Below are 22,176 nucleotides of genomic sequence, written 5' to 3'. Positions count from 1 at the left end.
TTCCCCTGCAAAGAACGGAAAGCGACATCATGACGCGAAAGATCCGGTTCCTGGCCGGTGCCGGCGTGGCCAGCCTCGCCCTGTCGGTTCTGATGGTTCCCAACGCCTCCGCCGCGGAGGGCGAGGTCCTCTCCCTCAACGCGCCGGAGAAGATCACGGGCAGCTTCATCGTGAAGCTGAAGGAGGGCAAGGGCGACTCGCACGCCCTCGCCTCCCGTTTCGGCGGCACCGTCGAGCGCGAGTACAAGACCTTCGGCGGCTTCAACGTGAAGCTGACGGAGAAGCAGGCCAAGCGTCTCGCCGCCGACCCGTCGGTCGACTTCGTCGAGGCCGACCAGGTCGTCCACACGCAGGCCACGCAGACGAACCCGCCGTCGTGGGGTCTCGACCGCATCGACCAGCGCAACCTGCCGCTCAACAGCTCCTACAGCTACACCTCGACCGGTGCCGGCGTGACGGCGTACGTCATCGACACCGGTGTCCGCATCAGCCACTCCACGTTCGGGGGCCGCGCCTCGAACGGCCGTGACTTCGTGGACAACGACAACGTCGCGCAGGACGGCAACGGCCACGGCACGCACGTCGCCGGCACCATCGCCGGCTCGCAGTACGGCGTCGCGAAGGCCGCGAAGATCGTCGCCGTCCGCGTGCTCGACAACAACGGCTCCGGCACCCTCGCCGGTGTCGCCGCGGGCATCGACTGGGTGGGTGCCAACGCCGTCAAGCCGGCCGTCGCCAACCTGTCGCTGGGCGGTGGCGCCAACGCCACGCTCGACACGGCCGTGCGCAACGCCATCGCCAAGGGCGTCACGTTCGCCGTGGCGGCCGGCAACTCCAACGCCAACGCGTCCGGCTTCTCGCCGGCCCGCGTGACCGAGGCGATCACCGTGGGCGCCACCGAGCGCACCGACGCCCGCGCGTCGTACTCGAACTACGGTTCGGTGCTCGACATCTTCGCGCCGGGCTCGTCCATCACGTCGGCCTGGAGCACCTCCGACTCGGCCACCAACACCATCTCGGGCACGTCGATGGCCACCCCGCACGTCGCGGGTGCCGCCGCTCGCTACCTCTCGACGAACGCCTCGGCCACGCCCGCTCAGGTCGCCTCGTACCTGATCGCGCAGTCGACGCCGTCGAAGGTGACGAACCCGGGCTCCGGTTCGCCGAACCGCCTGCTGTACCTCGCGCCCACCGCGTGAGCTGAACGTTGAGGTGAAGGGCCGCGACCCCGGTCGCGGCCCTTTTCCTATTGTTGGGTCCATGGTGGACGGCCTGAAGAAGATCGACTGGTACCGGTTGCGGAGCCACGACGGGTTCGCCGACGACCTTCCCAGGCTGTTGAGGCAGGCGCGGACGTCCGTCGAGCCGCACGAGGAGCTGGTGCGGCACCTGACCGGGGACGAGTCCGAGGTGAGTGAGGCGACCGCGGCGGCGTGGCCGTTCCTGCTGGACCTGGTCGCGCACGACAACACCCCCAGCCGCGAGTGGCTGCTGGAGAACCTGTGCGGTGCGATCGCGGTCGCCGGGGGCAGCGGGTCCGACGGCGTGCACCCGAGCTGGCCGCCCGCGTGGGAGGCCTCGAAACCGGCGGTGCTGGCGCTGCTCGACCACGACGCGGCGGCGGTGCGGCGGGGCGCGTTGTTCATGCTCGGGAAGGCGCGCGGGGACAGCGCTCCGGTGCTGCCCGCCCTGGCGCGGCGCTGGGAGGCCGAGACCGATCCGGCCACGCGGTTGTGCCTGGTGATCGTCGCGACGGAGTTCGCGGGGCGGGGCGACGAGGCCGCGGTCTCGTGGCTGCGGGAGCTGGACGTGCCCGAGGACGAACCGCTGACGCGCCTGCTCGTGTCCGCGGCGACCCGGCCGGACGCGGGCGTGATCCTGCGCGGGCTGACCGGGGACCTGGGGCTGTTCCTCGGGACCGGGCAGTTCGAGATGGGCTACGACGAGGTGCTGGAGCACGTGCTCTGGCTGGTGGGGCCCAAGGACTTCGAGGGCATCGACCTGGTGCTGTCGCTGGTGGACGTGCTGCCGTGGCGCACCGAGGCGCTCGACTACCTCCGGCGGCTCTTCGAACGCGACACCACCGACGCCGGCCTGGTCGTGCCCTTCGTGCCGGTGTGGATCGCGGACCCGGACGTGCGGCTGCGGGCGTTCGCGGTGTGGCTGGTGGGGGTCGCGCGGGCCCGGGAGCACCGGGACCTCGTCGCCGCGAGGGTGCACGACCACGGCGTGACGTCGTTGGGGCAGAAGGTCTCGACGCTCGCCACGTCGGTGCTGGAGGACCTGGAGGAGCTCGGATGAGCCTGGAGGGGCTGGACGACGTCGCGTGGCACTCGGTCGACCACGCCTACGGGCCCGCGCTGGACACGCCCGGTCACGTGCGGGCGTTGCTGTCCGGCGACCCCGAGGTGGTCTCGCGCGCCATCACCGACCTGGACCGGACCATCCACGAGGAGGGCGGGTTCGTGTGCGGGGCCGCCACGGCGGTGCTGCCGTTCCTGGTCGAGGTGCTGCCGTCGCTGGCGCCGGCACCGCGGGCGCGGCTGCTCGACCTGCTCCACCGGATCGCGGAGTGGGGGGACGCCGAGCAGGTCGACGCCGGGTGGCACGCGGCGTGGGACCGGGCGAGGCCGCTGCTGGGGAGATCATCTCCGCGACCGGAAAGCCCTGCCTGAAAATCTGTCGGTGGCTCCGGCTAGCCTTGACGGCAAAGCTGACTTCGTCTACAAGGAGCCACCACCGTGTTGCGCACGCACGAGGCCGGATCACTCCGGGCCGAGCACGCCGGGCAGTCCGTCACCCTCACCGGGTGGGTCGCCCGCCGGCGGGATCACGGCGGTGTCATCTTCATCGACCTGCGGGACGCCTCCGGTGTCGCCCAGGTCGTCTTCCGCGAGGGCGAGATGGCGGAGCGCGCGCACCGGCTGCGCAGCGAGTACGTCGTCAAGGTCACCGGTGAGGTGAGCAAGCGCCCCGAGGGCAGCGAGAACCCCGAGCTGCCGACCGGCGCCATCGAGGTCTACGTGAGCGACCTCGAGGTCCTCAACGAGGCCGCGCCGCTGCCGTTCCAGGTCGAGAGCGACGTCGAGCCGGGCGAGGAGGCGCGGCTCAAGCACCGCTACCTCGACCTGCGCCGCTCCGCCCCGGCCAAGGCCATCCGGCTGCGCTCCGAGGTCAGCCGCATCGCCCGCGAGGTGCTGCACTCGGAGAAGTTCGTCGAGATCGAGACGCCGACGCTGACCCGCTCGACGCCCGAGGGCGCGCGCGACTTCCTGGTGCCCGCCCGCCTGCGTCCCGGTTCCTGGTACGCGCTGCCGCAGTCGCCGCAGCTGTTCAAGCAGCTGCTCATGGTCGGCGGCCTGGAGCGGTACTACCAGATCGCGCGCTGCTACCGCGACGAGGACTTCCGCGCCGACCGCCAGCCGGAGTTCACCCAGCTCGACGTCGAGATGAGCTTCGTCGAGCAGGACGACGTCATCGCGCTGACCGAGAAGCTGCTGGCCGCGATCTGGAAGGAGACCAAGGGCGTCGAGCTGCCGCTGCCGTTCCGCCGGATCTCCTACGCCGACGCGATGGCCAAGTACGGCTCGGACAAGCCGGACCTGCGCTTCGAGCTCGAGCTCACCGAACTGACCGAGTACTTCAAGGACACGACGTTCCGCGTGTTCCAGGCGCCGTACGTCGGTGCCGTCGTCATGCCGGGCGGTGCCTCGCAGCCGCGCCGCACGCTCGACGCGTGGCAGGAGTTCGCGAAGCAGCGCGGCCACAAGGGCCTCGCGTACGTGCTGGTCGGTGAGGACGGCACGCTCGGCGGCCCGGTCGCGAAGAACCTGACCGACGCCGAGCGCGACGGTCTCGCGAAGGCCGTCGGCGCCAACCCCGGCGACTGCATCTTCTTCGGTGCCGGCGACCCGCGCGACGCGCGCGCCCTGCTCGGCGCCGCCCGCGTCGAGATCGCGCACCGCGTCGGCCTGGTCGACGAGAACGCGTGGGCGTTCGCCTGGGTCGTCGACTTCCCGATGTTCGAGTCGGTCGACAAGCTCGAGGCCGGTGACGTGGCGGTCGGCGGCAGCAACTGGACGGCGCTGCACCACGCGTTCACCTCGCCGACCCCGGAGTGGATCGACAACTTCGAGTCCGACCCGGGCAACGCGCTGGCCTACGCCTACGACGTGATCCTCAACGGCAACGAGCTCGGCGGTGGCTCGATCCGTATCCACCGCGCCGACGTGCAGCAGCGCGCGTTCAACGTCATGGGCATCGGTGCCGAGGAGGCGCAGGAGAAGTTCGGCTTCCTGCTCGACGCGTTCAAGTACGGCGCCCCGCCCCACGGCGGCATCGCGCTGGGCTGGGACCGCCTGTGCATGCTGCTCGCGGGTGCCGACTCGATCCGCGAGGTCATCGCGTTCCCGAAGTCGGGCGGCGGCTACGACCCGCTGACGGCCGCCCCGGCGCCCATCACGGCGCTGCAGCGCAAGGAGGCCGGTGTGGACGCCAAGCCGCAGGAGAAGAGCCAGGAAAAGGCTCCCGAGAAGGCCTGACGATCTTTCTCGCGCACGGAGGCAACCCCTCGGCTGCCTCCGTGCGTCCCAGAACATGAGAACAGTTCGCCCGATCGAGCAGCTACTTGATCGGTATTGAGGTGCGCGTGCCGATCGATCGGCTTGATCGGCACGTAGGGGGCAACGGAAGGTGTTTCCACACGTCCACACCTCGGAGGGGTGCCCGGAAGCTGTGCGAGCCGTTACCAACGAGTGGTGGTGGTCGCAGCCTGGCCGGATTAGCGTCGGTCCGGCTCACGGACTTGGGGAGTAGGGTCGGAGGGGATGAGCGTGGAGATCACCGCGGGCCCTCCCGACACGACTTCACCTGAGATCGCGGACGCTGTCGGGGCGGCTGAGCAGGTACTGACGAGAAGACTGGGCGCCCAGGTGCGCCTCGCCGACCCCGAAGCCCTCGGGGGTACCGGGCGTTCCGTCGTCATTCGCGTGAGAGTCGCTTCCTCGCCGTTCTCCATGCCGCGCACGCTGGTCGTGAAGCGCTACCCGGCCGGTTCCGGTGATCGGGACCCGTGGGCGCACGAGGCCGTCAGCCACCAGCTGCTGACGGCGCTGCCCGCCGAGGAGCGCGCCACCCCCGAGCTGTTCGCGCACGACGCGGCGACGCGCCTGGTCGTGCTCGAAGACCTGGGACGTGCGCCGAGGCTGTCCGAGAAGCTGCACGCCACGGACGCGCGCGCGGCGGAGCGGGGGCTGCTGTCGTGGGCCCACGCCATGGGCCGGCTGCACGCCACGACGGCGGGCCGGGACGCCGACTTCGACGCGTTGATGCGGCGGGCGGGCGCCCAGTGCTGCCAGGACCCGATCGCGGTCGACGTGCACGCGGCCATCGCCGGCTTACCGGCGTTGCTCGCGACGACCCTGGGCGTGGAGATCACCCCGCAGGCCGTGGAGTTCGCGGCCGGTGCCGCGCGGGCGTTCAGCACCTCGCGGCGGCGTGCGTTCAGCCCGTCGACCTCTTGTCCGGACAACCACCTGGTCACCTCGCGCGGGGTGCGGTTCGTCGACTTCGAGGGCGGCTGCGTCCGCGACATCGTCTTCGACGCCGCCGCGCTGCGCGTGCCGTTCCCGTCCTGCTGGTGCGGGTGGGGGCTGCCGCCGGGGATGTCGGAGGCCATGGTCGCCGCCTGGCGCGCCGAGGTCGGCTCGGTGTGGCCCGAGATGGACGACGACGCGGTGCTCTTACCGCGGCTGCTGGAGGCCCAGCTGCTGTGGGTGTGGCTCGCGACGTGGCGGGCGCTGTCGAAGCCGATGCCCACCGTCGTCAACGCGCCACCGCGCAGCGTCGTGCTGACCGGCCGGTGGATCAGGCTGCGGTCCGACGCGCTGATCCTCGGCGAGAAGACGGTCGCGTCGCACGCCGACGCGGTGATCGGCGCGCTGGCCGACCGCTACGGCCCCGAGGTGCTCGAACTCCCGCTTTACCCAGCATTTCGCTGAACCGTTCCCGCACGGACATTCCGGGATCACCGGGTGAGCTGATCCTGAAGCGCGTGCTGGTGTTACTCGGTGACTCGACAGCGGTCGGGATCGGCGACCTCGTGCCCGGCGGCTGGCGCGGCTTCGGCCCGATCCTCTCCTCCGCCTACGCGGACAACGGTTATCGCAACCACGCCGTCTCCGGCGCGCGGCTGGCCGACGTCCGGCGCACCCAGCTGCCGCGGGCCTTGCGGGACGGGCCCAGCGCGGCCGTCGTGATCGCCGGGGTGAACGACACGCTCCGGTCCGACTTCTCCGCGCGGCGGATGCACGAGGACCTCGACCACGTGTGCCGCGAGCTCACCGCGGCGGGCGTCGCGGTCGTCACCGTGCGGTTCCACGACCAGGGCCGCGTGTTCAAGCTGCCCGGCCGGCTGCGGCGGGTGCTGAAGGACCGCATCGACGAGTACAACCGCGTCGTCGACGTGGTGGTGGCGCGGCACGGTGTGCGGTGCGTCGACCTGCACACGATGCCCGGCGCGTACGAGCTGGAGACGTGGGCGGTCGACCGGCTGCACCCGTCCGAACGCGGCCACCGGATGCTCGCGCGGGCCTTCGCGGCCGAGCTGCGCGCGGCCGGGCTCCCGTTCGGTGACGTCAGCCTGGAGTGCTCGGGCGGGCGCGAGCTGACGGTGTGGCACCACGCGGCGTGGTTGGTGCTCAAGGGGATTCCGTGGCTGTGGCGGCGGGGCGCCGACCTGCTGCCGTTGCTGTGGGCGGACCAGGGGCCGGCCGAGGTGTTCCCGGCCGGCCTCGGTCCCGAGGATCAGCTCCCGGTCAGGTCGTAGAGGGTCTGGCCGCCGACCGTCGTAGCGGTGAAGTTCGCCGCCACCCACTCGCCGATGTCGCTGCCGCCACCGCCGGGGCCACCACCGCGGCCGCCTTCGACGTAGTAGCGCACCTCGCCCTCGGCGACGAGGGCCTTGAACTCGTCCAGCGTCGGGGCGGGGTCGCTGCCGTTCCAGCCGCCGATCGCGATCACCGGCCGGCCGGACGCGAGTTGGAGCCCCGCCGCGCTCTGGGCGCCGGTGGTGGCCGCCGCCCACTGCGTGTCGGTGGCCTTGAGCAGCTGCACGACCTCCGTGGACGACGTGTCCTCGCGCATGCCCATGCCCGCGCCCTGCTGGGAACGCGGGCCCGACAACGGGATCGAGCCGCTGTGCGGGGTGGCCGCGGTCGCGAGCGCGTAGCCGGAGGTGCCGAGCAACGCTGCCGCGACCAGCACACCGACGAGCCAGTTCCGGTTCACGCCGAACACCAGCGCCAGCACGGCGATCGCCGTGACGGCCAGCAGCACCCAGCGCAGCCAGGGCGTCCAGTCCGGGGTGCGGTCGAGCAGGATGAAGCCCCACACTCCGGTCGCCGCGACCATCGCCGTCAGCGCCATCCGCGCCGGGAAGTGCCCGCGGCCGCGCCACAGCTCGCGTCCGGCGATGCCGGTGAGAGCGGCGATCGCGGGGGCCAGCGCCACCGTGTAGTACGGGTGCGTGATGCCGCTCATGAAGCTGAACACCGCGCCGCTCACGAGGGTCCAGCCGCCCCAGACGACCAGTGCCGCACGGGTGCGGTCGGTGCGCGGTGCGCGGCGCAGGAACCACAGCCCGGCGCCCAGCCCGATCAGCGCGGCGGGCAGCAGCCAGGAGATCTCCGGGCCCATGCTGGCGCCGAACAACCGGCCGATGCCCGTCTCACCGCCGAAGCCGATGTTGCCGTTGCCGCCCATGCCGCCACCGCCGGGGCCACCGCCGGAATTGCCGAAGATGCGGCCGAGCCCGTTGTAGCCGATGGCCAGTTCCCACAACGAGTTGTTCGTCGAGCCGCCGATGTAGGGGCGGCTGTCCGCGGGCCACAGCTCGACCAGCGCGATGAACCAGCCCGCCGAGACGACCACCGCGAGTCCGGCGCCGAGCAGGTGCAGGAGCCTCTTCGGGACCGAGGTGGGAGCGGCGACCAGGTAGGCCAGCGCGAGCGCGGGCAGCACCAGGAACGCCTGCAGCATCTTGGTGAGGAAGGCGAAACCGATCGCCGACCCCGCGAGCGCCAGCCACAGCGGGCTCGCCTTCTCGAGCGCCCGCACCGTGCAGTACGCGGCCGCGACCATCAGCAGCACCAGCAGCGCGTCCGGCAGGTTGAACCGGAACATCAGCGTGGCCACGGGAGTCAGCGCGAAGGCCGCGCCGGCGAAGAGGGCCGCCGTCGGGCCGGACGTGCGCTTCACCGTCGCGTACAGCAGTCCCACCGCCGCGACGCCCTCCAGGGCCTGCGGGGCGAGCACGGCCCAGCTCGAGAAGCCGAAGAGCTTCGCGAACACCCCGCTCACCCACAGGAACACGGGCGGCTTGTCGACGGTGATGGTGTTGCCGGGGTCGAGCGAACCGAACAGCAGCGCCTTCCAGCTCTGCGAGGCCGCCTGCGTGGCCGCCGCGTAGAACTCGTTGCCGTAGCCGGACGCGGTGAGGTTCCACAGGTACAGCACGGCCGTGGCGGCGAGCAGGCCGAGGAAAGCCAGGCGGTGCACCGTTTTCGTGTTCCGCGGTGCCGGTGGCGCCGGTGCCGCGGCGGCCGCGGGCGCGAGGGTGGCGGTCATGACGCGTCCAGTTCGTAGAGGGTGGCACCGGCGACGGTGGTCGCGGTGAAGTGCGCGGCGACCCAGTCGCCGATCTCGTGGGCGGCGTCGCTGCCGGTGTCGCCCTGCATCATCCGGCCGGAGGCGACGTAGTAGTGGATCTGTCCACTTCGGACCATCTCCTGGAACTCCTCCAGCGTCGGCGCGGGGTCGGTGCCGTTGAAGCCGCCCAGCGCCATCACCGGCTGCCCGCTCGCGAGCTGCAGCCCGGCGGCGTTGTTGGAGCCGATGGTGGCGGCGGCCCACCGGTAGTCGCCCGCGTTGGCCCGCAGCAGGGTCACGACCTCGGCGTCCGGGGTGGTGGCGTCGAGCAGGCCGCCGCCCATGCCGCCCATCCGCCCGCTCGACGGGCCCGCGACGGGCAGCGCGCCGGTGTGCGGGGTGGTGACGGTGGCGAAGGAGTAGGTGGTGGGGCCGAGCAGCGCGGCGATCAGCGCGACCGGGATGGCCCAGCGCAGCGACAGCACCAGGCCCGCCGCCGCGATCAGTCCCGCCACCAGCACGAGCAGCGCGACCGGCGTGGAGAACCCGTTGACCAGCACGTAGCACTGGAGGGCACTCAGCGCGACCGAGCCCGAGAGCACCGCCGCCGCGACGGGTTCGGCGCGGCGTTCCCAGAGCTCGGTGGCGGCGATGCCGACGACGGCGGCGATCGCGGGGGCCAGGGCCACGGTGTAGTAGGAGTGGATGATGCCGTTCATGAAGCTGAACACCCCGGCGGTGACGACGAGCCAGCCGCCCCACAGCGCCAGCGCCGTGCGGGCGCGGCCCTTCGTGAGCCACAGCCCGGCGACGAGCAGCACCACCGCGGCCGGCAGCAGCCACGCGATCTGACTGCCCATCTCCGCGCCCAGCAGGCGGCTCCAGCCCGCGGTTCCCCAGCCGCGCCCACCGCCGACGCTGCCGACCTCGTCCCCGGTGAGGCGCCCCAGGCCGTTGTAGCCCAGCGTCAGTTCCAGCACGCTGTTCGTCTGCGAGCCGCCGATGTAGGGCCGGTCCGGCGTGAGTTCGACCGCGACGATCCACCAGCCGCCCGCGACGACCACCGCTGCCGTCGCCCCGGCGAGGTGCAGGAGCCTCTTCGGCACGGAGGTGGGTGCGGAGATCAGGTACACCAGCGCGAACGCGGGCAGAACCAGGAACGCCTGCAGCATCTTGGTGAGGAAGCCGAAACCGACCGCCACCCCGGCCAGCGCGAGCCAGAACGGGCTGGCGTTCTCGACCGCCCGCGTCACGCAGTACGCGCCCGCGATCAGCAGCAGCACCAGCAGCGCGTCGGGGTTGTTGAAGCGGAACATCAGCACCGCGACCGGGGTCAGTGCCAGCACGGCGCCCGAGATCAGCGCGGCGGCGGGGGAGAACCAGCGGCGCACGGTGGCGTACAGGAGCCAGACGCTGCCGACACCCATCAACGCCTGCGGCACCAGGATGCTCCACGCGTTGACGCCGAACAGCCGCGCGGACAGGCCCATCACCCACAGCGAGGCCGGTGTCTTGTCGACGGTGATCGCGTTCGAGGCGTCCGACGAACCGAAGAACCACGCCTTCCAGCTCGTCGCCCCGGCCTGCGCCGCGGCGGAGTAGTAGGCGTTGGCCCAGCCCGAGTCCCCCAGCCGCCACAGGTACAGCGCGCCGGTCGCGATCAGCAGGACCGCCAGCGCCAGGCGTTCTCGTCTCATGCGGACGAGCCTCGCGGCCTAGCCTGGGTCGGTCGTGTGCCCCTGCTGTGAACGAGCTGTGTGCAGGGTGACGGTGAACGTGGTGTGGCCGGGACGGCTCGCGACGGACACCTCGCCGTCGTGCGCGCCGACCACGGCGGCCACGATCGACAGGCCGAGGCCCGTGCTGCCCGCGGCCCGCGAGCGCGAGGAGTCGCCGCGCGCGAACCGTTCGAACACCTCCAGGCCCTGCGGGACGCCGGGGCCGTCGTCGGTGACGGTGAGGTCGACGCGTCCGTTGTGGACGGACAGGCCGGTGGTGACCGTGGTGCCCGGCGGGGTGTGCGCGCGGGCGTTGGACAGCAGGTTGCCGATGACCTGGTGGAGTCGTTGCACGTCACCGGGAACCGTGACGGGGTCCTCCGGCAGCGCGAGCCTCCAGCTGTGGCCGGGGCCCGCGATCCTGGCGTCGCCGACCACGTCCAGCACGAGCCGGGACAGGTCGACGTCGGCCGTCTCCAGCGGCCTGCCCGCGTCCAGGCGGGCGAGCAGCAGCAGGTCCTCGACCAGCGACGTCATCCGCAACGCCTCGGACTCCACCCGGCCCATCGCGTGGGTGACCTCGGGCGGCAGGTCCGCGCCGGTGCGGCGGGTCAGCTCGGCGTAGCCGCGGATGGCGGCCAGAGGGGTTCGCAGCTCGTGCGAGGCGTCGGCGACGAACTGCCGGACCCGTGTTTCGCTGTCGTGCCGGGCTTTCAGGGCCTCGTCGACGTGGCCGAGCATCGTGTTGAGCGCCAGGCCGACCTTGCCGACCTCGGTGGCCGGATCGGTGTCCTCCTCCGGCACGCGTTCGGCCAGCGCGACCTCGCCCTCGTGCAGCGGGAGCTCGGAGACGCGCGTGGCGGTCTCGGCGACTCGGTCGAGCGGCACGAGCGCGCGCCGGACGATCACTCGTCCCGCCAGCGCCACGGCCGCGACGCCCGCGGCGAGCAGACCCACGAGGATCCAGACCATCTGCCACACGATGTCCGTGACGTTCGAGAGCGGCAGGCCCTTGATCCCCATCCGGTCGGTGGACACGCGGAACTCGCCCGCCTCGCCCAGGTCGACGGTCCGCAGACCCGACGGGGTCGCCGCCAGCACGGCGATCTCGTCGTCGGTGAGCAGCCGCGGCGCCTGCCAGCCGGGCAGCTCGATCGTGCCGTTGATGGTGCCGTCGGGGAAGATCCGCGCGTTGACACCGGGGGGACCGTACTGCTGGCCGGGCGGCCCGGGGCGCAGGGTCGTGACCTCGCGGTCGAGGTTGTTCATCAGGAACGCGTGCAGCGCGAGCACCGACACCCCGCCGATCACCAGGATCAGCGCGGTGAGCAGGACGATCTGGCCCGAGACGAGCTGGGCGCGCAGCGTTCTAGGACGCAGGCTTGAGGACATATCCGGCGCCTCGCATCGTGTGGATCATCGGAGTGCGCCCGGCGTCGATCTTCTTGCGCAGGTACGAGATGTAGAGCTCGACGATGTTGGCCTGACCGCCGAAGTCGTAGCTCCACACGCGGTCCAGGATCTGGGCCTTGCTCAGCACTCGCTTCGGGTTGCGCATCAGGTAGCGCAGCAGCTCGAACTCCGTGGCCGTCAGGTCGATCGACGTGCCGCCGCGCTCGACCTCGCGCGTCTCCTCGTTCAGCGACAGGTCGCCGACGACGAGCCGGGTGCCCGCGTCCGAGTCGGTCACGCCGGTGCGCCGCAGCAGTGCGCGCAGCCGCAACACGACCTCCTCCAACGAGAACGGCTTCGTCACGTAGTCGTCGCCGCCCGCGGTGAGGCCGGCGATGCGGTCCTCCACCGCGTCCTTCGCCGTCAGGAACAGCACGGGCAGGATCGGCGCCTCGGCCCGCATCTTGCGCAGCACCTCGAACCCGTCGAAGTCGGGCAGCATCACGTCGAGCACCACCACGTCCGGGCGGAACTCGCGCGCGGTCCGCACCGCCGTCGCGCCGTCGAGGGCCGTGCGCACGTCCCACTTCTCCATGCGCAGCGCCATCGACATCAGTTCGGCCAGAGTGGACTCGTCGTCGACCACGAGCACTCGCACCGGCTGCCCGTCCGGCCTGCGGAGTTCGGTCTTCATCGCGCGCATGGCTCCCATCGTGAACGCGGATCCTGTGTACCAGCTGTGAGCGATGCCCACAGCTCACGCCTACGGCGTACACAGGTCCGGCACAGCCACCGCCACCACGGTGGCTCCCATGACCGAACAGCAGGCCCCGGAGTGGGGCGCACCCCAGCCGACCGAACCGGCGGCACGCCCGGCGTGGACCGCGAAGAAGACGATGGCGGCCGTGGCCATCGCCGTCGCGATCGCCGGAGCCGGTGGCGTCGCCATCTACGCCGCGAGCGGCACGAACGAGCAGACCGGGGCGATGGGACCTGGTGGCATGGGCGGGGGCATGCCACCGGACGGCATGGGCGGTGGCATGCGCGGTGGCTTCGGCCTCGGCACCGGCGACACGACGCACGGCGAGTTCCAGACCGGTGAGGTCACCGCGATCAGCGACTCGTCCGTGGAGGTGAAGTCGACCGACGGCTACACCAAGACGTACGTGATCGACGCCGACACCGTGGCCGAAGGTGTCGAGAAAGGCGACACCGTGACGGTGATCGCCACCACAGAAGACGGCAAGTCCGTCGCCTCCAGCGTCGTCGAACCTGGTCAGCGCGGCCAGCGGAACGGGCAGGCCCCTCCCACGAGGTGATTTGGGGTCAAGTGTGAGCGGTTATGGTCGGGTGATCGGCCCGACCACAACCGGAGGTGAGCGTGCGCACGTTCACCCTGACGGTGATGGGGTCCACAGACCTGCACGGCAACCTGTTCAACTGGGACTACTACCTCGACCGCGAGTTCGACGACTACGCGCACGACGACGTCGGGATCGCGAAGATCTCGACACTGGTGAACGACGTGCGTGCGGCCGTGGGGCGCCATCGGACGTTGCTGCTCGACGCCGGTGACACCATCCAGGGCACACCGCTCGCCTACTACTACGCGAAGGTCGAGCCGATCACGCGGGGCGCGCACGTGCACCCGATGGCCGCCGCGATGAACGCCATCGGCTACACCGCCGCCGCGCTGGGCAACCACGAGTTCAACTACGGGCTGCCGGTGCTGCGGACGTTCGAACGGCAGCTCGAGTTCCCGCTGCTGGCGGCGAACGCGCTGGACGTGGGGACCGGGCTGCCGGCCTTCGAGCCGTACGTGGTGAAGACGGTGTGGCGCACGGGCGGGCCGCCGTTGCGCGTCGGCATCCTCGGGCTGACGAACCCCGGCATCGCCGTGTGGGACCGGGCGCACGTCGACGGCGTGCTGACGTTCCCGGGCCTCGTGGAGCAGGCGCTGCACTGGGTGCCGGAGATCCGCCGCCGGTCCGACCTCGTGGTCGTGGTCGCGCACTCCGGGGCGGACCTGTCGTCGTCGCTGGGCGACCAGGTGCCGTTCCCGGAGAACTGCTCCGAGCTGCTGGCGGAGACCGTGCCGGGGATCGACGCGATCCTGGTCGGGCACGCGCACGTGGAGATCCCCTCGCGAATCGTCACGAACAAGGTGACCGGGCGGCCGGTGCTGCTGACCGAGCCGCTGTACTGGGGCAAGCGGTTGTCCGTGATGGAGTTCGACCTGCGCCACGACGGGCAGTGGGAACTGGAGGCGTCGCGGTCGTCCGTGCTGTCGTCGGCGACGGTGCGGGAGGACCCGCGGATCGTGCGGTTGCTGCGGCACGACCACGAGCGGGTCGTCTCGTACGTCAACGCGCGGATCGGGACGTGTGCCGCGGCGATGTCGGCGTCCCGCTCGCGGTTCGAGGACACGCCCGCGTTGCGGTTCATCAACCACGTGCAGGCGCTGGAGATCGCGAAGTCGACGTCGCTGCCGGTGGTGTCGTTGTGCGCGCCCTTCAACCGCGCGGCGGCGATCCCGGCGGGCGAGGTGTCCCTCCGCGACGTCGCGGGGCTGTACATCTTCGACAACACGCTGGTGGGCGTGCGGATGACCGGCGGGCAGCTGCGCGACTTCCTGGAGGAGTCGGCGCGGTACTTCCGGCAGGTGAGCGGTCCCGGGCCGTTCTCCGCCGAGCAGGTGTCGGCGGACGTGCCCGACTACAACTTCGACATCGCCCACGGGCTGTCCGCGCCGCTGACGTACGACGTGGACATCGCGCGGCCGGTGGGGTCGCGGATCGTGGGGCTCTCCTACGACGGTGCGCCGGTCTCCGACTCGGCCGAGTTCGCCGTGGCCGTGAACAACTACCGGCAGGCCGGTGGCGGCGACTTCCCGCACATCGCGTCGGCGCCCGTGCTGCACAACCAGCAGCAGGAGATCCGGCAGCTGCTGATCGACTGGGTGAAGGCGGCGGGCGTGCTGGACCCCGCGGCGTTCACCGGGACGGACTGGCGTCTGGTGGCGGAGGGCGAGCCCGTGGTCGTGTCCACGAACGAGTGAATTGAGGCGGCCCGTCCTGGGCGTTTCCGCTCGGGTGGTGGCAGCCGATCAGCCGAATGAGATAGTCCAAGCGCGTGCAGTTGACGCAACGCGTTGCCGTCGGTGCGCTCGTCGTGCCGGCGTTGCTCGCGTCCCTGGGTCTCGCGGCGCACCCCGCTCCGGAGGGCCACCTCGTGCTGGCGGTGCGGTCGTCGGAGATCGTCCTGGCCGGCACCGCGCTGTCCGGCGAGGAGCGCCAGGAGGTCGTGGACGCGGTGCGCGCGCTGACCGCCCTCCGGGTCACGGACGTGATCACCGCCGACGCCGGTGAACGCCTGCCCGTGTCCGCCGCCGTGACCGCGGCGCTGCTCGGCGCGGTGCTGGCCCACGACGTCACCGAGTTCACCGGTGTCGTCCACGGAGGGCGCCTGACCGCGTCGGCGCGCGTCGCGGACCCCGCCCGCGCGGGCTCCCTGAGCGACGCCCTGCGCTCGGCCGCGCCCGGCCTGCGCGTCGACGAGGACTTCACGACCACGAGCTAGGAGCTGTGCGGTGTTCGGGTTCTTCTTCCAGATGTTCCTGCTGTGCGCGGGCGCGTTCCTCGCCGGCGTCCTGCTGACGTGGCTCACCATGCGCTCGCGCGAGACCGCCGCCGCCGAGGCGCAGCCGCTGTCCATCATGGAGGAGGCGGCAGGCCCTGCCCCCGCGATCAAGGCCAACTCGCGCACGATGATGTTCCACACCCCCGAGTCGCCGTACTACAAGCGCATGAAGGGGGACGCGTTCTTCCACTCGCCGGAGGACGCGCGCCGGGCGGGCTACACGATGTGGACGCCGCGCCCGCGGGTGCCGGCGGGGGCCTGAGCCGTCAGCCACGCGTCGAGCGCGAGGTAGTCGGCGTCGGTGAGGCCGTGGCGCGGGTCGACCCGGTGCAGCAGGGCCTGACCGTGGTGGTCCGCCACCCAGGCGCGGTCCGCCTCGCCGATCTCGTCGTCGACCCAGGCGAACGGCCGCGGCCCGGCGAGCGCGACGAGCCCGCGCGTCTTCCAGTGCAGGCCCCGTTCGTGCTCGTCCTCGTCCGGCCAGGTGGCCACCGGCAGGCTCGGCAGGCCGAGCAGGGGTGCCAGGTGCGTGTTGGCCTCGTCCATCCAGGTCGTGGCCCAGATCAGCTCGCACGGCAGGGCCTTCGACCACGGTCCGTGTGCCGGGTCGAGGCGGGCGAGGCCGGGGGTGCCGGGCACGCCGTCGCCGAACGGGAGCAGCGGGCCGTCGACGTCGAGGAAGAGGATCGGGAGACCGGTCACCGCACCACCGTAGGCTTGGGCGCGTGATTGGCGACGTGATCAAGCCCGGCCTCGACGTGCTCTTCTGCGGCATCAACCCCGGGCTCGTGTCGGAGGCGACCGGGCACCACTTCGCGCGGCCCGGAAACCGGTTCTGGCCCGCTCTGCATTTGTCCGGGTTCACGCCGCACCAGTTCGCGCCCTCCGAGCAGGAGAAGCTGCTCGAACTGGGGCTCGGCATCACGAACGTCGTCGCGCGGCCCAGTGCGCGGGCCGACGAATTAACAATTGACGAAATGCGGGAAGGTGCGACCGTTCTCGCGGAAAAGGTCGAGAGGTATTCACCGAAGGTTCTCGCGATCCTCGGTGTGACCGTCTACCGGGCTGCCTTCGGGCGCAAGAAGGCGCAGGTCGGCGCGCAGCAGGACACCGTGGGCGGGGCCCGGTTGTGGATCCTGCCGAATCCGAGCGGGCTGAACGCGCACTGGCAGTTGCCGGCGTTGGCCGAGGAGTTCGGACGGCTCAAAGCGAGCATCTAGAACGAGAACAACACTTCACATTCATGCCCACTGGAAGTGGGCTGGACGGAGTGGGGTCTGGTCTGGTTGCATCCAGATCTGCGTCCGTTCGAGTGCATTCACCCAGAAGTGGAACCTCTGCAGGTCCGGCTGCGTCAAAATCCGACAATGCCGTGCGGAAATTGGTGAATCTTCAACACCGGTGGGGGCGCAGTGGAGGTCAGGATTCTCGGCCCGGTCGAACCGCCGGTGCCGCCGAAGCCCGCGCAGATACTGGCCGTGCTGGCGGTCGAGTGCGGCAAGGTCGTGCCGGTCGAGCGGCTCATCGACCTCATCTGGGGCGAGGAGCCGCCACCGCAGGCGCGCAAGTCGCTGCAGGTCCACATCTCCAGCCTGCGCCGCGCCGGGTTGCCGGTCGAGCACCGGGCGGCGGGGTACGTGCTCAACGCCGAACCCGGGGACGTCGACCTGCACGCGTTCCGCGGGCTGGTGGCCTCCGCCGCCGACGAGGCCGACCTGAAGGTCAGGGCCGACACCCTGGACCGGGCACTGCAGCTCTGGCGCGGCACGCCCGTGGTGTTCGCGCAGACCCTCGACGTGCAACGGCTCGCGGCCGCCGAGGCGTGGGTCGACGCCGAGCTGGCGCTGGGGCGGCACGCCGAGCTGGTCGACCGGCTCGGGGCGTTCGTCGCCGAGTACCCGCTGGCCGAACGGCTGCGCGGGCAGCTCATGACCGCCCTCGCGCGGGCCGGGCGGCGCGCGGACGCCATGCGGGTGTTCCGCGAGACGCGCAAGGTGCTCGTCGACGAGCTGGGGGTCGAGCCCGGCGAGCAGTTGCAGCAGCTCTACCGCGACGTGCTGGAGGGCTCGCGGGACAGCCGGCGCAACTACCTGCCGCGCGACGCGGGCGACTTCACCGGGCGCGACCGGGAGCTGGGCAGGCTCCTCGACAGCGACGGCGGCGTCTGGTGGGTCGAGGGCCCGGCCGGGGTCGGCAAGTCCGCGTTGGCCGTGCACGCGGCGCACCGGCTCGCCGACCGGTACCCGGACGGGCAGCTGTTCGTGGACCTGCACTCGCCGTCCGGGGCGCTGGACGCGTTGCTGCGCGCGATGGACGTGCCGAGCGAACGCATCCCGGAGTCCGCCGAGGAACGCGCGGCGCTGTGGCGGGCCACGGTCAGCGGGCGGCGCGTGGTGATCGTGCTGGACGGCGTCACGAGCGTGTCGCAGGTCCGGCCGCTGCTGCCGGGTAGTCCCGGCTGCCTGACGCTGATCACCAGCCGCAGCAGGCTGTGCGGGCTGGAGGGCGTGCGCCGCATCCCGTTGGACGTGCTGAGCAGCGACGAGGCCGTCACGTTGCTCAAGCGCATCCTCGGGGACGACCGGGTCGCGGCGGAACCCGACCAGGCCCAGGAGGTCGCGCGGCTGTGCGGGTACCTGCCGCTCGCGGTGCGGATCACCGGCGCGCGGCTCGCCGGGCGCGCGCACTGGCCGGTGTCGAAGCTCGTCCGGCGGCTCTCCGACGAACGGTCCCGGCTCGACGAGCTCGTCGCGGACGACCTCGCGGTGCGGGCCGGTCTGGAGCTCACCTACCGGGCGCTCGACGAGAACGTCCGCCGCGCGTACCGGATCTTCGGGTTCCTCGGGCTGCCCGAGGTGCCGAGCTTCCTGTGGGCGCACCTGCTCGACGAGGACGTGCTCGACCAGCTCGTCGACGCCCGGCTGCTCGACGTGATCGGCAGTGCGCGGTACCGGATGCACGAGCTGGTGCGGCTGCACGCCCGTGAACTGGCCGAGGCCGAGGACGCGCGGCAGGAACGCGAGGACGTGGTGCGCAGGGCCGTGGTCGCCGCGCTGTCCACTGTGGACGGCTTGACCGAGCAGCTCTTCCTGGCGGTGCCGCGGATGCAGGACACGCTGGGCGTCGTCACCTCGGCGGCACGACCGACGGACAAGGACGCCTGGTTCGCGCGCGAGGAGCCGTTGCTCACGAGGCTGGTGGAACGCGCCGCGGAACTCGGTCTCGCGGAGATGGCGTCGCAGCTGGCCGAGGTGCTGGTGTTCGCGTGGTTCGGGCTCAGGAACCGTTACGAGGCCTGGGAACGCACGCACACGGCGGCGCTGGAGTCCGTGTGGAGGGCGGGAGACCTGCGCCTGGAGGCGGTGCTGCGGTGCAGCCTCGGGCAGATGCACTACAAGCGCGACAACCTGGTCGAGGCGCGGTCGTGGTTCGAGACGGCGCAGACGTTGTTCGTGAACCTGGGCGACGTGCGCGGTGAGGCCGTCGCGATGAACGGCATCGGCATGGTGTGCCGTGACCTGGGCCAGTACCCGTGCGCGCTGGAGGCGCTGGAGAGGGCCCGCGACCTGTTGGAGGGCACGGATCCCGAGGGCGAGGCGCACGCGCTGTACGGACTCGGCTCCATCCGGCGGGAACTCGGTGACGACGAGGGGGCGTTCGGCACCCTCCGCCTCGCGGAGGCGGTCTACCGCCAGGCCAGCAGCCGTCGTGGCGAGGCGCTGGCGGCCCGGGGAATAGGGCTCGTCCACCGCGCCCGCGGTGAGCTCGACCTCGCCGAGGACCACATCCGCCGCGCCCACGAGATGGTGGAGGGCACCGGCGACGAGCTGCTCGGCTGCTACACCGCCCAGGCCTGGGCGAAGGTGTTGCTGCGCAAAGGTTTGCTGGACCCCGCCGAGGAGCTGATCCAGCAGGCGCTGGACGGGTGCCGCGACGTCGGGGACCGGTTCGGTGAGGCCCTGGTGCGCCGCACGCTGGGGGAGTGGCGACTCGCGGCGGGCGACCACGCCGGCGCGCGGATCGTGCTGACCGACCTGTTGCCGGTGTGGAACGACCTGAGCCTGCCGCTGTGGCGCGCCCGCACGCTCCGGGACCTCGGAGCGGTCCACGCCCGTCTGGGGGACGTCGCGGGCGCGGACCGCTCCTGGGACGAGGCCGCCGTCCTGTTCGCACGACTGGGCACGAGAGAGCAGGGAGAGGTGCACCAGTGGCGTTCGCAGTGGGGCCTCGCGCCCCTCAGGGTCAGCCGGTGATCTTCTTGTACTTCCACGGCGCGTAGCCGCCGCTCTTCAGCGACGAGATGGTCACGGTCTCGTGGTCCATGTCCGTCGCGGTGCTGCCCTCCTCGTAGATCCACGCGGACGTCTTGGCGGAGTTCGCCCACTTCTCGAACAGCTTCACGTGGCCGTTGCGCAGGATCATGTCGCCCGGCTTGAGGTTCGCCCAGGAGATCTTGGTGGCGACCTCGTCCAGGTTGCGCGTGTTGCGGCTGGTCGTGAGCTTCCACGTCATGGAGACGAAGCCCGAGCAGTCCGTGCGGTACTTCTTGCCCTTGTTGATGTCCCACGCGTACGCGGACTGGCTGTACGGAACCTTGCGGTCCCACCAGTCCTTGGCGCGCTTGATGACCTCGGTGCGGCTGATGGAACCGCCGTATCCGGCCGCCGCCTGGACCTGCGAGAGGGAGACCTCCTGCTCGGCAGGACCCTCCGGCGCGGCCTGGGCGATGCCGCTCATGCCGCCGAGCAGCCCCAGCGAGATGGCGGTCGCCGCGAGAGCGTGGCGAATGCGCATGCTTGTTGCTCCGATCGACTTGCAGTTGGTGATGACCGGAACTGTCCACTGAGGCGCCAAAGATCGGCCTAAGGCCGTTTTAGGCCTTCCTTTACCGCTCCTTCCTAGGTTTCCGGCCACCTTGGGCTTAAGGAGAGGGAGCACATGTTCGTTCGCACGATCGCAGCCGTGGTCGCGATGTTCGCCGCTCTGGTCATGGGCGCGTCCGTCGCGTCGGCGGCCCCGGCGAAGTACACGCACGCACAGGCGACCGCACAGCTGCGTGCGGCCGGCATCGCCTGGGACTCGAGTGGCGACTGCAGTGACCGCAACCGGCCGAACTGCACGTCGTTCGAGCAGATCAACCAGACGACCATCGCGGGCGCCAAGACGTTCAAGAGCGCGTCGGGCTGTGCGCTGACCATCACCGGCGGCACGGAGACCGGCCACGCGTCGGGCACCTACTCGCACTGGAACGGCTACAAGGTGGACTACCGGCTGTCCAGCTGCATCACCAACTACATCAAGGGCACGTTCTCGTCCATCGGCGGCAACAAGTGGAAGTCCGGCGCGGGGAACATCTACTACCTCGAGTCGAACCACTGGGACGTCACCTACTACAACTGCGGCGGCTGCTGAGCTGTTGCTGAACCGGGGGTGGGGCCGGTAGTACTGGACGGGTGACCACACTCGGCGCCGTCTACCGGCCCCAGCTCCCTCCCGAGAACCTGCGCTCCGTCGTCCTCGCCGCGGAGGAGTCCGGTGTGGACTCGTTGTGGCTGTGGGAGGACTGCTTCCTCGAGAGCGGCATCGCGTGCGCTTCCGCCGCCCTGGCCTGGACTTCGCGGTTGAAGGTCGGCGTCGGCCTGCTGCCGGTGCCGCTGCGCAACGTCGCGATCACCGCGATGGAGGCCGCGACGCTCGAGCGGCTGTTCCCTGGTCGCGTCACGATCGGTGTCGGGCACGGCGTGCAGGACTGGATGGGTCAGGTCGGCGCGCGCGTGGCGTCCCCGCTGACGTTGCTGCGGGAGTACACCGGCGCGTTGAAGGCGCTGCTGGCCGGCGACCGCGTCACCGTGCAGGGCCGGTACGTGCAGCTCGACGGCGTGGCGCTCGACTGGCCGCCGTCCGCGCCGATGCCGATCTACGTGGGCGGGCTCGGCATGAAGACGCTGGACCTCGCGGGCGAGATCGGCGACGGCACGATCCTCGACGCGTCCGCGGACCTCGCGAGGGTCAAGGCCATCAGCTCGACCCGTGAGCACCCCGTGGTCGTCTACGTCGAGACGGACTCGCGGGACTCCGCGTTCGTCACGGACCTGGTGGCCCAGGTGGCCGAGGCGGGCGCGACCAGCGTGATCCTGCAGCAGTCCGCCACGAGCGAGGACCCCGAAGGGTTCGTGCGTTTCGTGGGATCACTCGATGGGGTGAGCGCGTAGCGCCGGGGATAACGGCGGATTCCTCCTTGCGATGGAGAGGGGCATGGGCCTTTCGTCGCTGATCGGGGAGGTGGGCATGCTCGGTCGCAGAGAACGCGGGACCGCTCAGCCGGACTGGGTCGTCGAACGCGTGGCCGTCGCCGACCACCAGGCGCGGCTCGACCTCCTCCACGACGAGATGAAGGCCCTGATCAAGACCGGTGCGGCCGTGGAGGGTGGCGGGCAGGCCACCTACAACGGATCGGACGCGACCGGGCGCAGGCTGGTCGAGGACTGGTCTGCGCTGATGCTGCGCTCGTACAACTGCGAGGCCGAGAACTGCCTGCAGATGCTGCGAGCCGGCGGCTTGGACGCGGCGAGGAGGCGGCTCGATCGCGCGGCGTCGGCGATCGAGCGCCTCAGCGGGACCGTCGGTCTCCGCCTCTCGCCGCGCTACCAGGCGCTGCGCATCCGCGAGCTGGAGCTCACCGCCGACCACCTGCGGCGCAAGGCCGAAAGCCGCCGCCCCCGCCGGATTGCCTCCTGATCGTCCGTTCGGGTGGGTTTGCCCGATTGGTCTAACGGCTTCG

At 71.2% G+C, this 22,176-nt stretch carries 21 protein-coding genes; 15 read left to right on the top strand and 6 right to left on the bottom strand.

The window, feature by feature from the left end; all coding sequences use genetic code 11:
* The first annotated feature begins 29 nt into the window (after positions 1-29).
* From BMY74_RS10915 to BMY74_RS10890, 6 genes are all read left to right on the top strand, one after another.
* Positions 30-1,199: a S8 family peptidase gene (locus BMY74_RS10915; RefSeq protein WP_089913679.1), complete on the top strand. Its 1,170-nt coding sequence runs from the start codon at positions 30-32 to the stop codon at positions 1,197-1,199.
* A 61-nt stretch (positions 1,200-1,260) separates the two neighbouring features.
* Positions 1,261-2,301, top strand: coding sequence for a hypothetical protein (locus BMY74_RS10910; protein WP_089913676.1), 1,041 nt, complete (start codon positions 1,261-1,263; stop codon positions 2,299-2,301).
* Positions 2,298-2,675 (top strand): hypothetical protein, encoded by a 378-nt coding sequence (locus BMY74_RS10905; protein WP_089913673.1) that lies wholly within the window; start codon positions 2,298-2,300, stop codon positions 2,673-2,675. The genes BMY74_RS10910 and BMY74_RS10905 overlap by 4 nt, the downstream gene beginning before the upstream one ends.
* 66 nt (positions 2,676-2,741) lie before the next feature.
* Positions 2,742-4,541, top strand: coding sequence for an aspartate--tRNA ligase (gene aspS / locus BMY74_RS10900; RefSeq protein WP_089913670.1), 1,800 nt, complete (start codon positions 2,742-2,744; stop codon positions 4,539-4,541).
* Between the two features lie 285 nt (positions 4,542-4,826).
* The gene (locus BMY74_RS10895; RefSeq protein WP_089913667.1) at positions 4,827-5,999 is read left to right on the top strand and encodes a hypothetical protein; all 1,173 of its coding nucleotides are present in this window, start codon (positions 4,827-4,829) and stop codon (positions 5,997-5,999) included.
* A 53-nt stretch (positions 6,000-6,052) separates the two neighbouring features.
* A complete protein-coding gene (locus BMY74_RS10890) occupies positions 6,053-6,826 on the top strand; it encodes an SGNH/GDSL hydrolase family protein (RefSeq protein ID WP_245786031.1) in 774 nt (257 codons plus the stop codon).
* On the opposite strand, the gene BMY74_RS10885 is transcribed toward BMY74_RS10890, so the two are convergent.
* The 4 genes from BMY74_RS10885 to BMY74_RS10870 are packed head-to-tail and all read right to left on the bottom strand — an operon-like array spanning position 6,805 to position 12,459.
* On the bottom strand, positions 6,805-8,625 hold the full coding sequence (locus BMY74_RS10885) for a glycosyltransferase family 39 protein (RefSeq protein WP_089913664.1): 1,821 nt from the start codon (positions 8,623-8,625) through the stop codon (positions 6,805-6,807). The genes BMY74_RS10890 and BMY74_RS10885 overlap by 22 nt on opposite strands.
* Complete coding sequence (locus BMY74_RS10880; RefSeq protein WP_089913661.1) at positions 8,622-10,343, bottom strand: ArnT family glycosyltransferase; 1,722 nt, start codon at positions 10,341-10,343, stop codon at positions 8,622-8,624. Before BMY74_RS10880 ends, BMY74_RS10885 begins: the two co-directional genes overlap by 4 nt.
* Before the next feature lie 18 nt (positions 10,344-10,361).
* Positions 10,362-11,756: a sensor histidine kinase gene (locus BMY74_RS10875; protein ID WP_089913658.1), complete on the bottom strand. Its 1,395-nt coding sequence runs from the start codon at positions 11,754-11,756 to the stop codon at positions 10,362-10,364.
* Positions 11,734-12,459, bottom strand: a complete 726-nt coding sequence (locus BMY74_RS10870; RefSeq protein ID WP_281244966.1) for a response regulator transcription factor — start codon at positions 12,457-12,459, stop codon at positions 11,734-11,736. The genes BMY74_RS10875 and BMY74_RS10870 overlap by 23 nt, the downstream gene beginning before the upstream one ends.
* A gap of 109 nt (positions 12,460-12,568) precedes the next feature.
* Here BMY74_RS10870 and BMY74_RS10865 point away from each other — a divergent pair, with 109 nt between their 5' ends.
* The 4 genes from BMY74_RS10865 to BMY74_RS10850 all read left to right on the top strand — a co-directional run bounded on the left by BMY74_RS10865 (position 12,569) and on the right by BMY74_RS10850 (position 15,657).
* Positions 12,569-13,075, top strand: coding sequence for a hypothetical protein (locus BMY74_RS10865; RefSeq protein ID WP_089913652.1), 507 nt, complete (start codon positions 12,569-12,571; stop codon positions 13,073-13,075).
* 62 nt (positions 13,076-13,137) lie between these two features.
* Complete coding sequence (locus BMY74_RS10860; protein ID WP_245786030.1) at positions 13,138-14,814, top strand: bifunctional metallophosphatase/5'-nucleotidase; 1,677 nt, start codon at positions 13,138-13,140, stop codon at positions 14,812-14,814.
* A gap of 74 nt (positions 14,815-14,888) precedes the next feature.
* A complete protein-coding gene (locus BMY74_RS10855) occupies positions 14,889-15,335 on the top strand; it encodes a hypothetical protein (RefSeq protein ID WP_089913648.1) in 447 nt (148 codons plus the stop codon).
* A 10-nt stretch (positions 15,336-15,345) separates the two neighbouring features.
* Positions 15,346-15,657 (top strand): sunset domain-containing protein, encoded by a 312-nt coding sequence (locus tag BMY74_RS10850; protein ID WP_089913645.1) that lies wholly within the window; start codon positions 15,346-15,348, stop codon positions 15,655-15,657.
* Here BMY74_RS10850 and BMY74_RS10845 read toward each other — a convergent pair.
* The gene (locus tag BMY74_RS10845) at positions 15,612-16,097 is read right to left on the bottom strand and encodes an HAD domain-containing protein (protein WP_089913642.1); all 486 of its coding nucleotides are present in this window, start codon (positions 16,095-16,097) and stop codon (positions 15,612-15,614) included. The genes BMY74_RS10850 and BMY74_RS10845 overlap by 46 nt on opposite strands.
* Before the next feature lie 23 nt (positions 16,098-16,120).
* On the opposite strand from BMY74_RS10845, the gene mug reads away from it, so the two are divergent.
* Together mug and BMY74_RS10835 are read left to right on the top strand one after the other, a co-directional pair.
* Positions 16,121-16,615: a G/U mismatch-specific DNA glycosylase gene (gene mug / locus BMY74_RS10840; RefSeq protein ID WP_218159595.1), complete on the top strand. Its 495-nt coding sequence runs from the start codon at positions 16,121-16,123 to the stop codon at positions 16,613-16,615.
* 192 nt (positions 16,616-16,807) lie between these two features.
* Entirely contained in the window at positions 16,808-19,648 is a 2,841-nt protein-coding gene (locus BMY74_RS10835) for an AfsR/SARP family transcriptional regulator (RefSeq protein ID WP_089913638.1), read from the top strand.
* On the opposite strand, the gene BMY74_RS10830 is transcribed toward BMY74_RS10835, so the two are convergent.
* Positions 19,638-20,189, bottom strand: a complete 552-nt coding sequence (locus tag BMY74_RS10830) for an NlpC/P60 family protein (RefSeq protein WP_089913635.1) — start codon at positions 20,187-20,189, stop codon at positions 19,638-19,640. The two genes, BMY74_RS10835 and BMY74_RS10830, sit on opposite strands and share 11 nt — an antisense overlap.
* 144 nt (positions 20,190-20,333) lie before the next feature.
* On the opposite strand from BMY74_RS10830, the gene BMY74_RS10825 reads away from it, so the two are divergent.
* Genes BMY74_RS10825 through BMY74_RS10815 form a run of 3 tightly spaced genes read left to right on the top strand, consistent with a single transcriptional unit; the run spans position 20,334 to position 22,133 of the window.
* The gene (locus BMY74_RS10825; protein ID WP_089913632.1) at positions 20,334-20,807 is read left to right on the top strand and encodes a hypothetical protein; all 474 of its coding nucleotides are present in this window, start codon (positions 20,334-20,336) and stop codon (positions 20,805-20,807) included.
* Between the two features lie 41 nt (positions 20,808-20,848).
* Positions 20,849-21,607, top strand: a complete 759-nt coding sequence (locus BMY74_RS10820; RefSeq protein WP_089913629.1) for an LLM class flavin-dependent oxidoreductase — start codon at positions 20,849-20,851, stop codon at positions 21,605-21,607.
* A gap of 43 nt (positions 21,608-21,650) precedes the next feature.
* The gene (locus BMY74_RS10815) at positions 21,651-22,133 is read left to right on the top strand and encodes an SNIPE associated domain-containing protein (protein ID WP_177229683.1); all 483 of its coding nucleotides are present in this window, start codon (positions 21,651-21,653) and stop codon (positions 22,131-22,133) included.
* Positions 22,134-22,176 lie beyond the last annotated feature (43 nt).

Origin of the sequence: Lentzea albida, assembly GCF_900111005.1 — a bacterium.
Taxonomy (GTDB): Bacteria; Actinomycetota; Actinomycetes; order Mycobacteriales; family Pseudonocardiaceae; genus Lentzea; species Lentzea albida.
This window is presented reverse-complemented; position numbering and strand designations above follow the sequence as displayed.

What these genes read in the sequence shown, in the direction of transcription:
- BMY74_RS10915 (WP_089913679.1), top strand. Translation starts at nt 30, where the DNA reads ATGACGCGAAAGATCCGGTTCCTGGCCGGTGCCGGCGTGGCCAGCCTC.
- BMY74_RS10910 (WP_089913676.1), top strand. Translation starts at nt 1,261, where the DNA reads ATGGTGGACGGCCTGAAGAAGATCGACTGGTACCGGTTGCGGAGCCAC.
- BMY74_RS10905 (WP_089913673.1), top strand. Translation starts at nt 2,298, where the DNA reads ATGAGCCTGGAGGGGCTGGACGACGTCGCGTGGCACTCGGTCGACCAC.
- BMY74_RS10895 (WP_089913667.1), top strand. Translation starts at nt 4,827, where the DNA reads ATGAGCGTGGAGATCACCGCGGGCCCTCCCGACACGACTTCACCTGAG.
- BMY74_RS10885 (WP_089913664.1), bottom strand. Translation starts at nt 8,625, where the DNA reads ATGACCGCCACCCTCGCGCCCGCGGCCGCCGCGGCACCGGCGCCACCG.
- BMY74_RS10880 (WP_089913661.1), bottom strand. Translation starts at nt 10,343, where the DNA reads ATGAGACGAGAACGCCTGGCGCTGGCGGTCCTGCTGATCGCGACCGGC.
- BMY74_RS10875 (WP_089913658.1), bottom strand. Translation starts at nt 11,756, where the DNA reads ATGTCCTCAAGCCTGCGTCCTAGAACGCTGCGCGCCCAGCTCGTCTCG.
- BMY74_RS10870 (WP_281244966.1), bottom strand. Translation starts at nt 12,459, where the DNA reads ATGCGCGCGATGAAGACCGAACTCCGCAGGCCGGACGGGCAGCCGGTG.
- BMY74_RS10865 (WP_089913652.1), top strand. Translation starts at nt 12,569, where the DNA reads ATGACCGAACAGCAGGCCCCGGAGTGGGGCGCACCCCAGCCGACCGAA.
- BMY74_RS10830 (WP_089913635.1), bottom strand. Translation starts at nt 20,189, where the DNA reads ATGCGCATTCGCCACGCTCTCGCGGCGACCGCCATCTCGCTGGGGCTG.
- BMY74_RS10825 (WP_089913632.1), top strand. Translation starts at nt 20,334, where the DNA reads ATGTTCGTTCGCACGATCGCAGCCGTGGTCGCGATGTTCGCCGCTCTG.
- BMY74_RS10815 (WP_177229683.1), top strand. Translation starts at nt 21,651, where the DNA reads ATGGGCCTTTCGTCGCTGATCGGGGAGGTGGGCATGCTCGGTCGCAGA.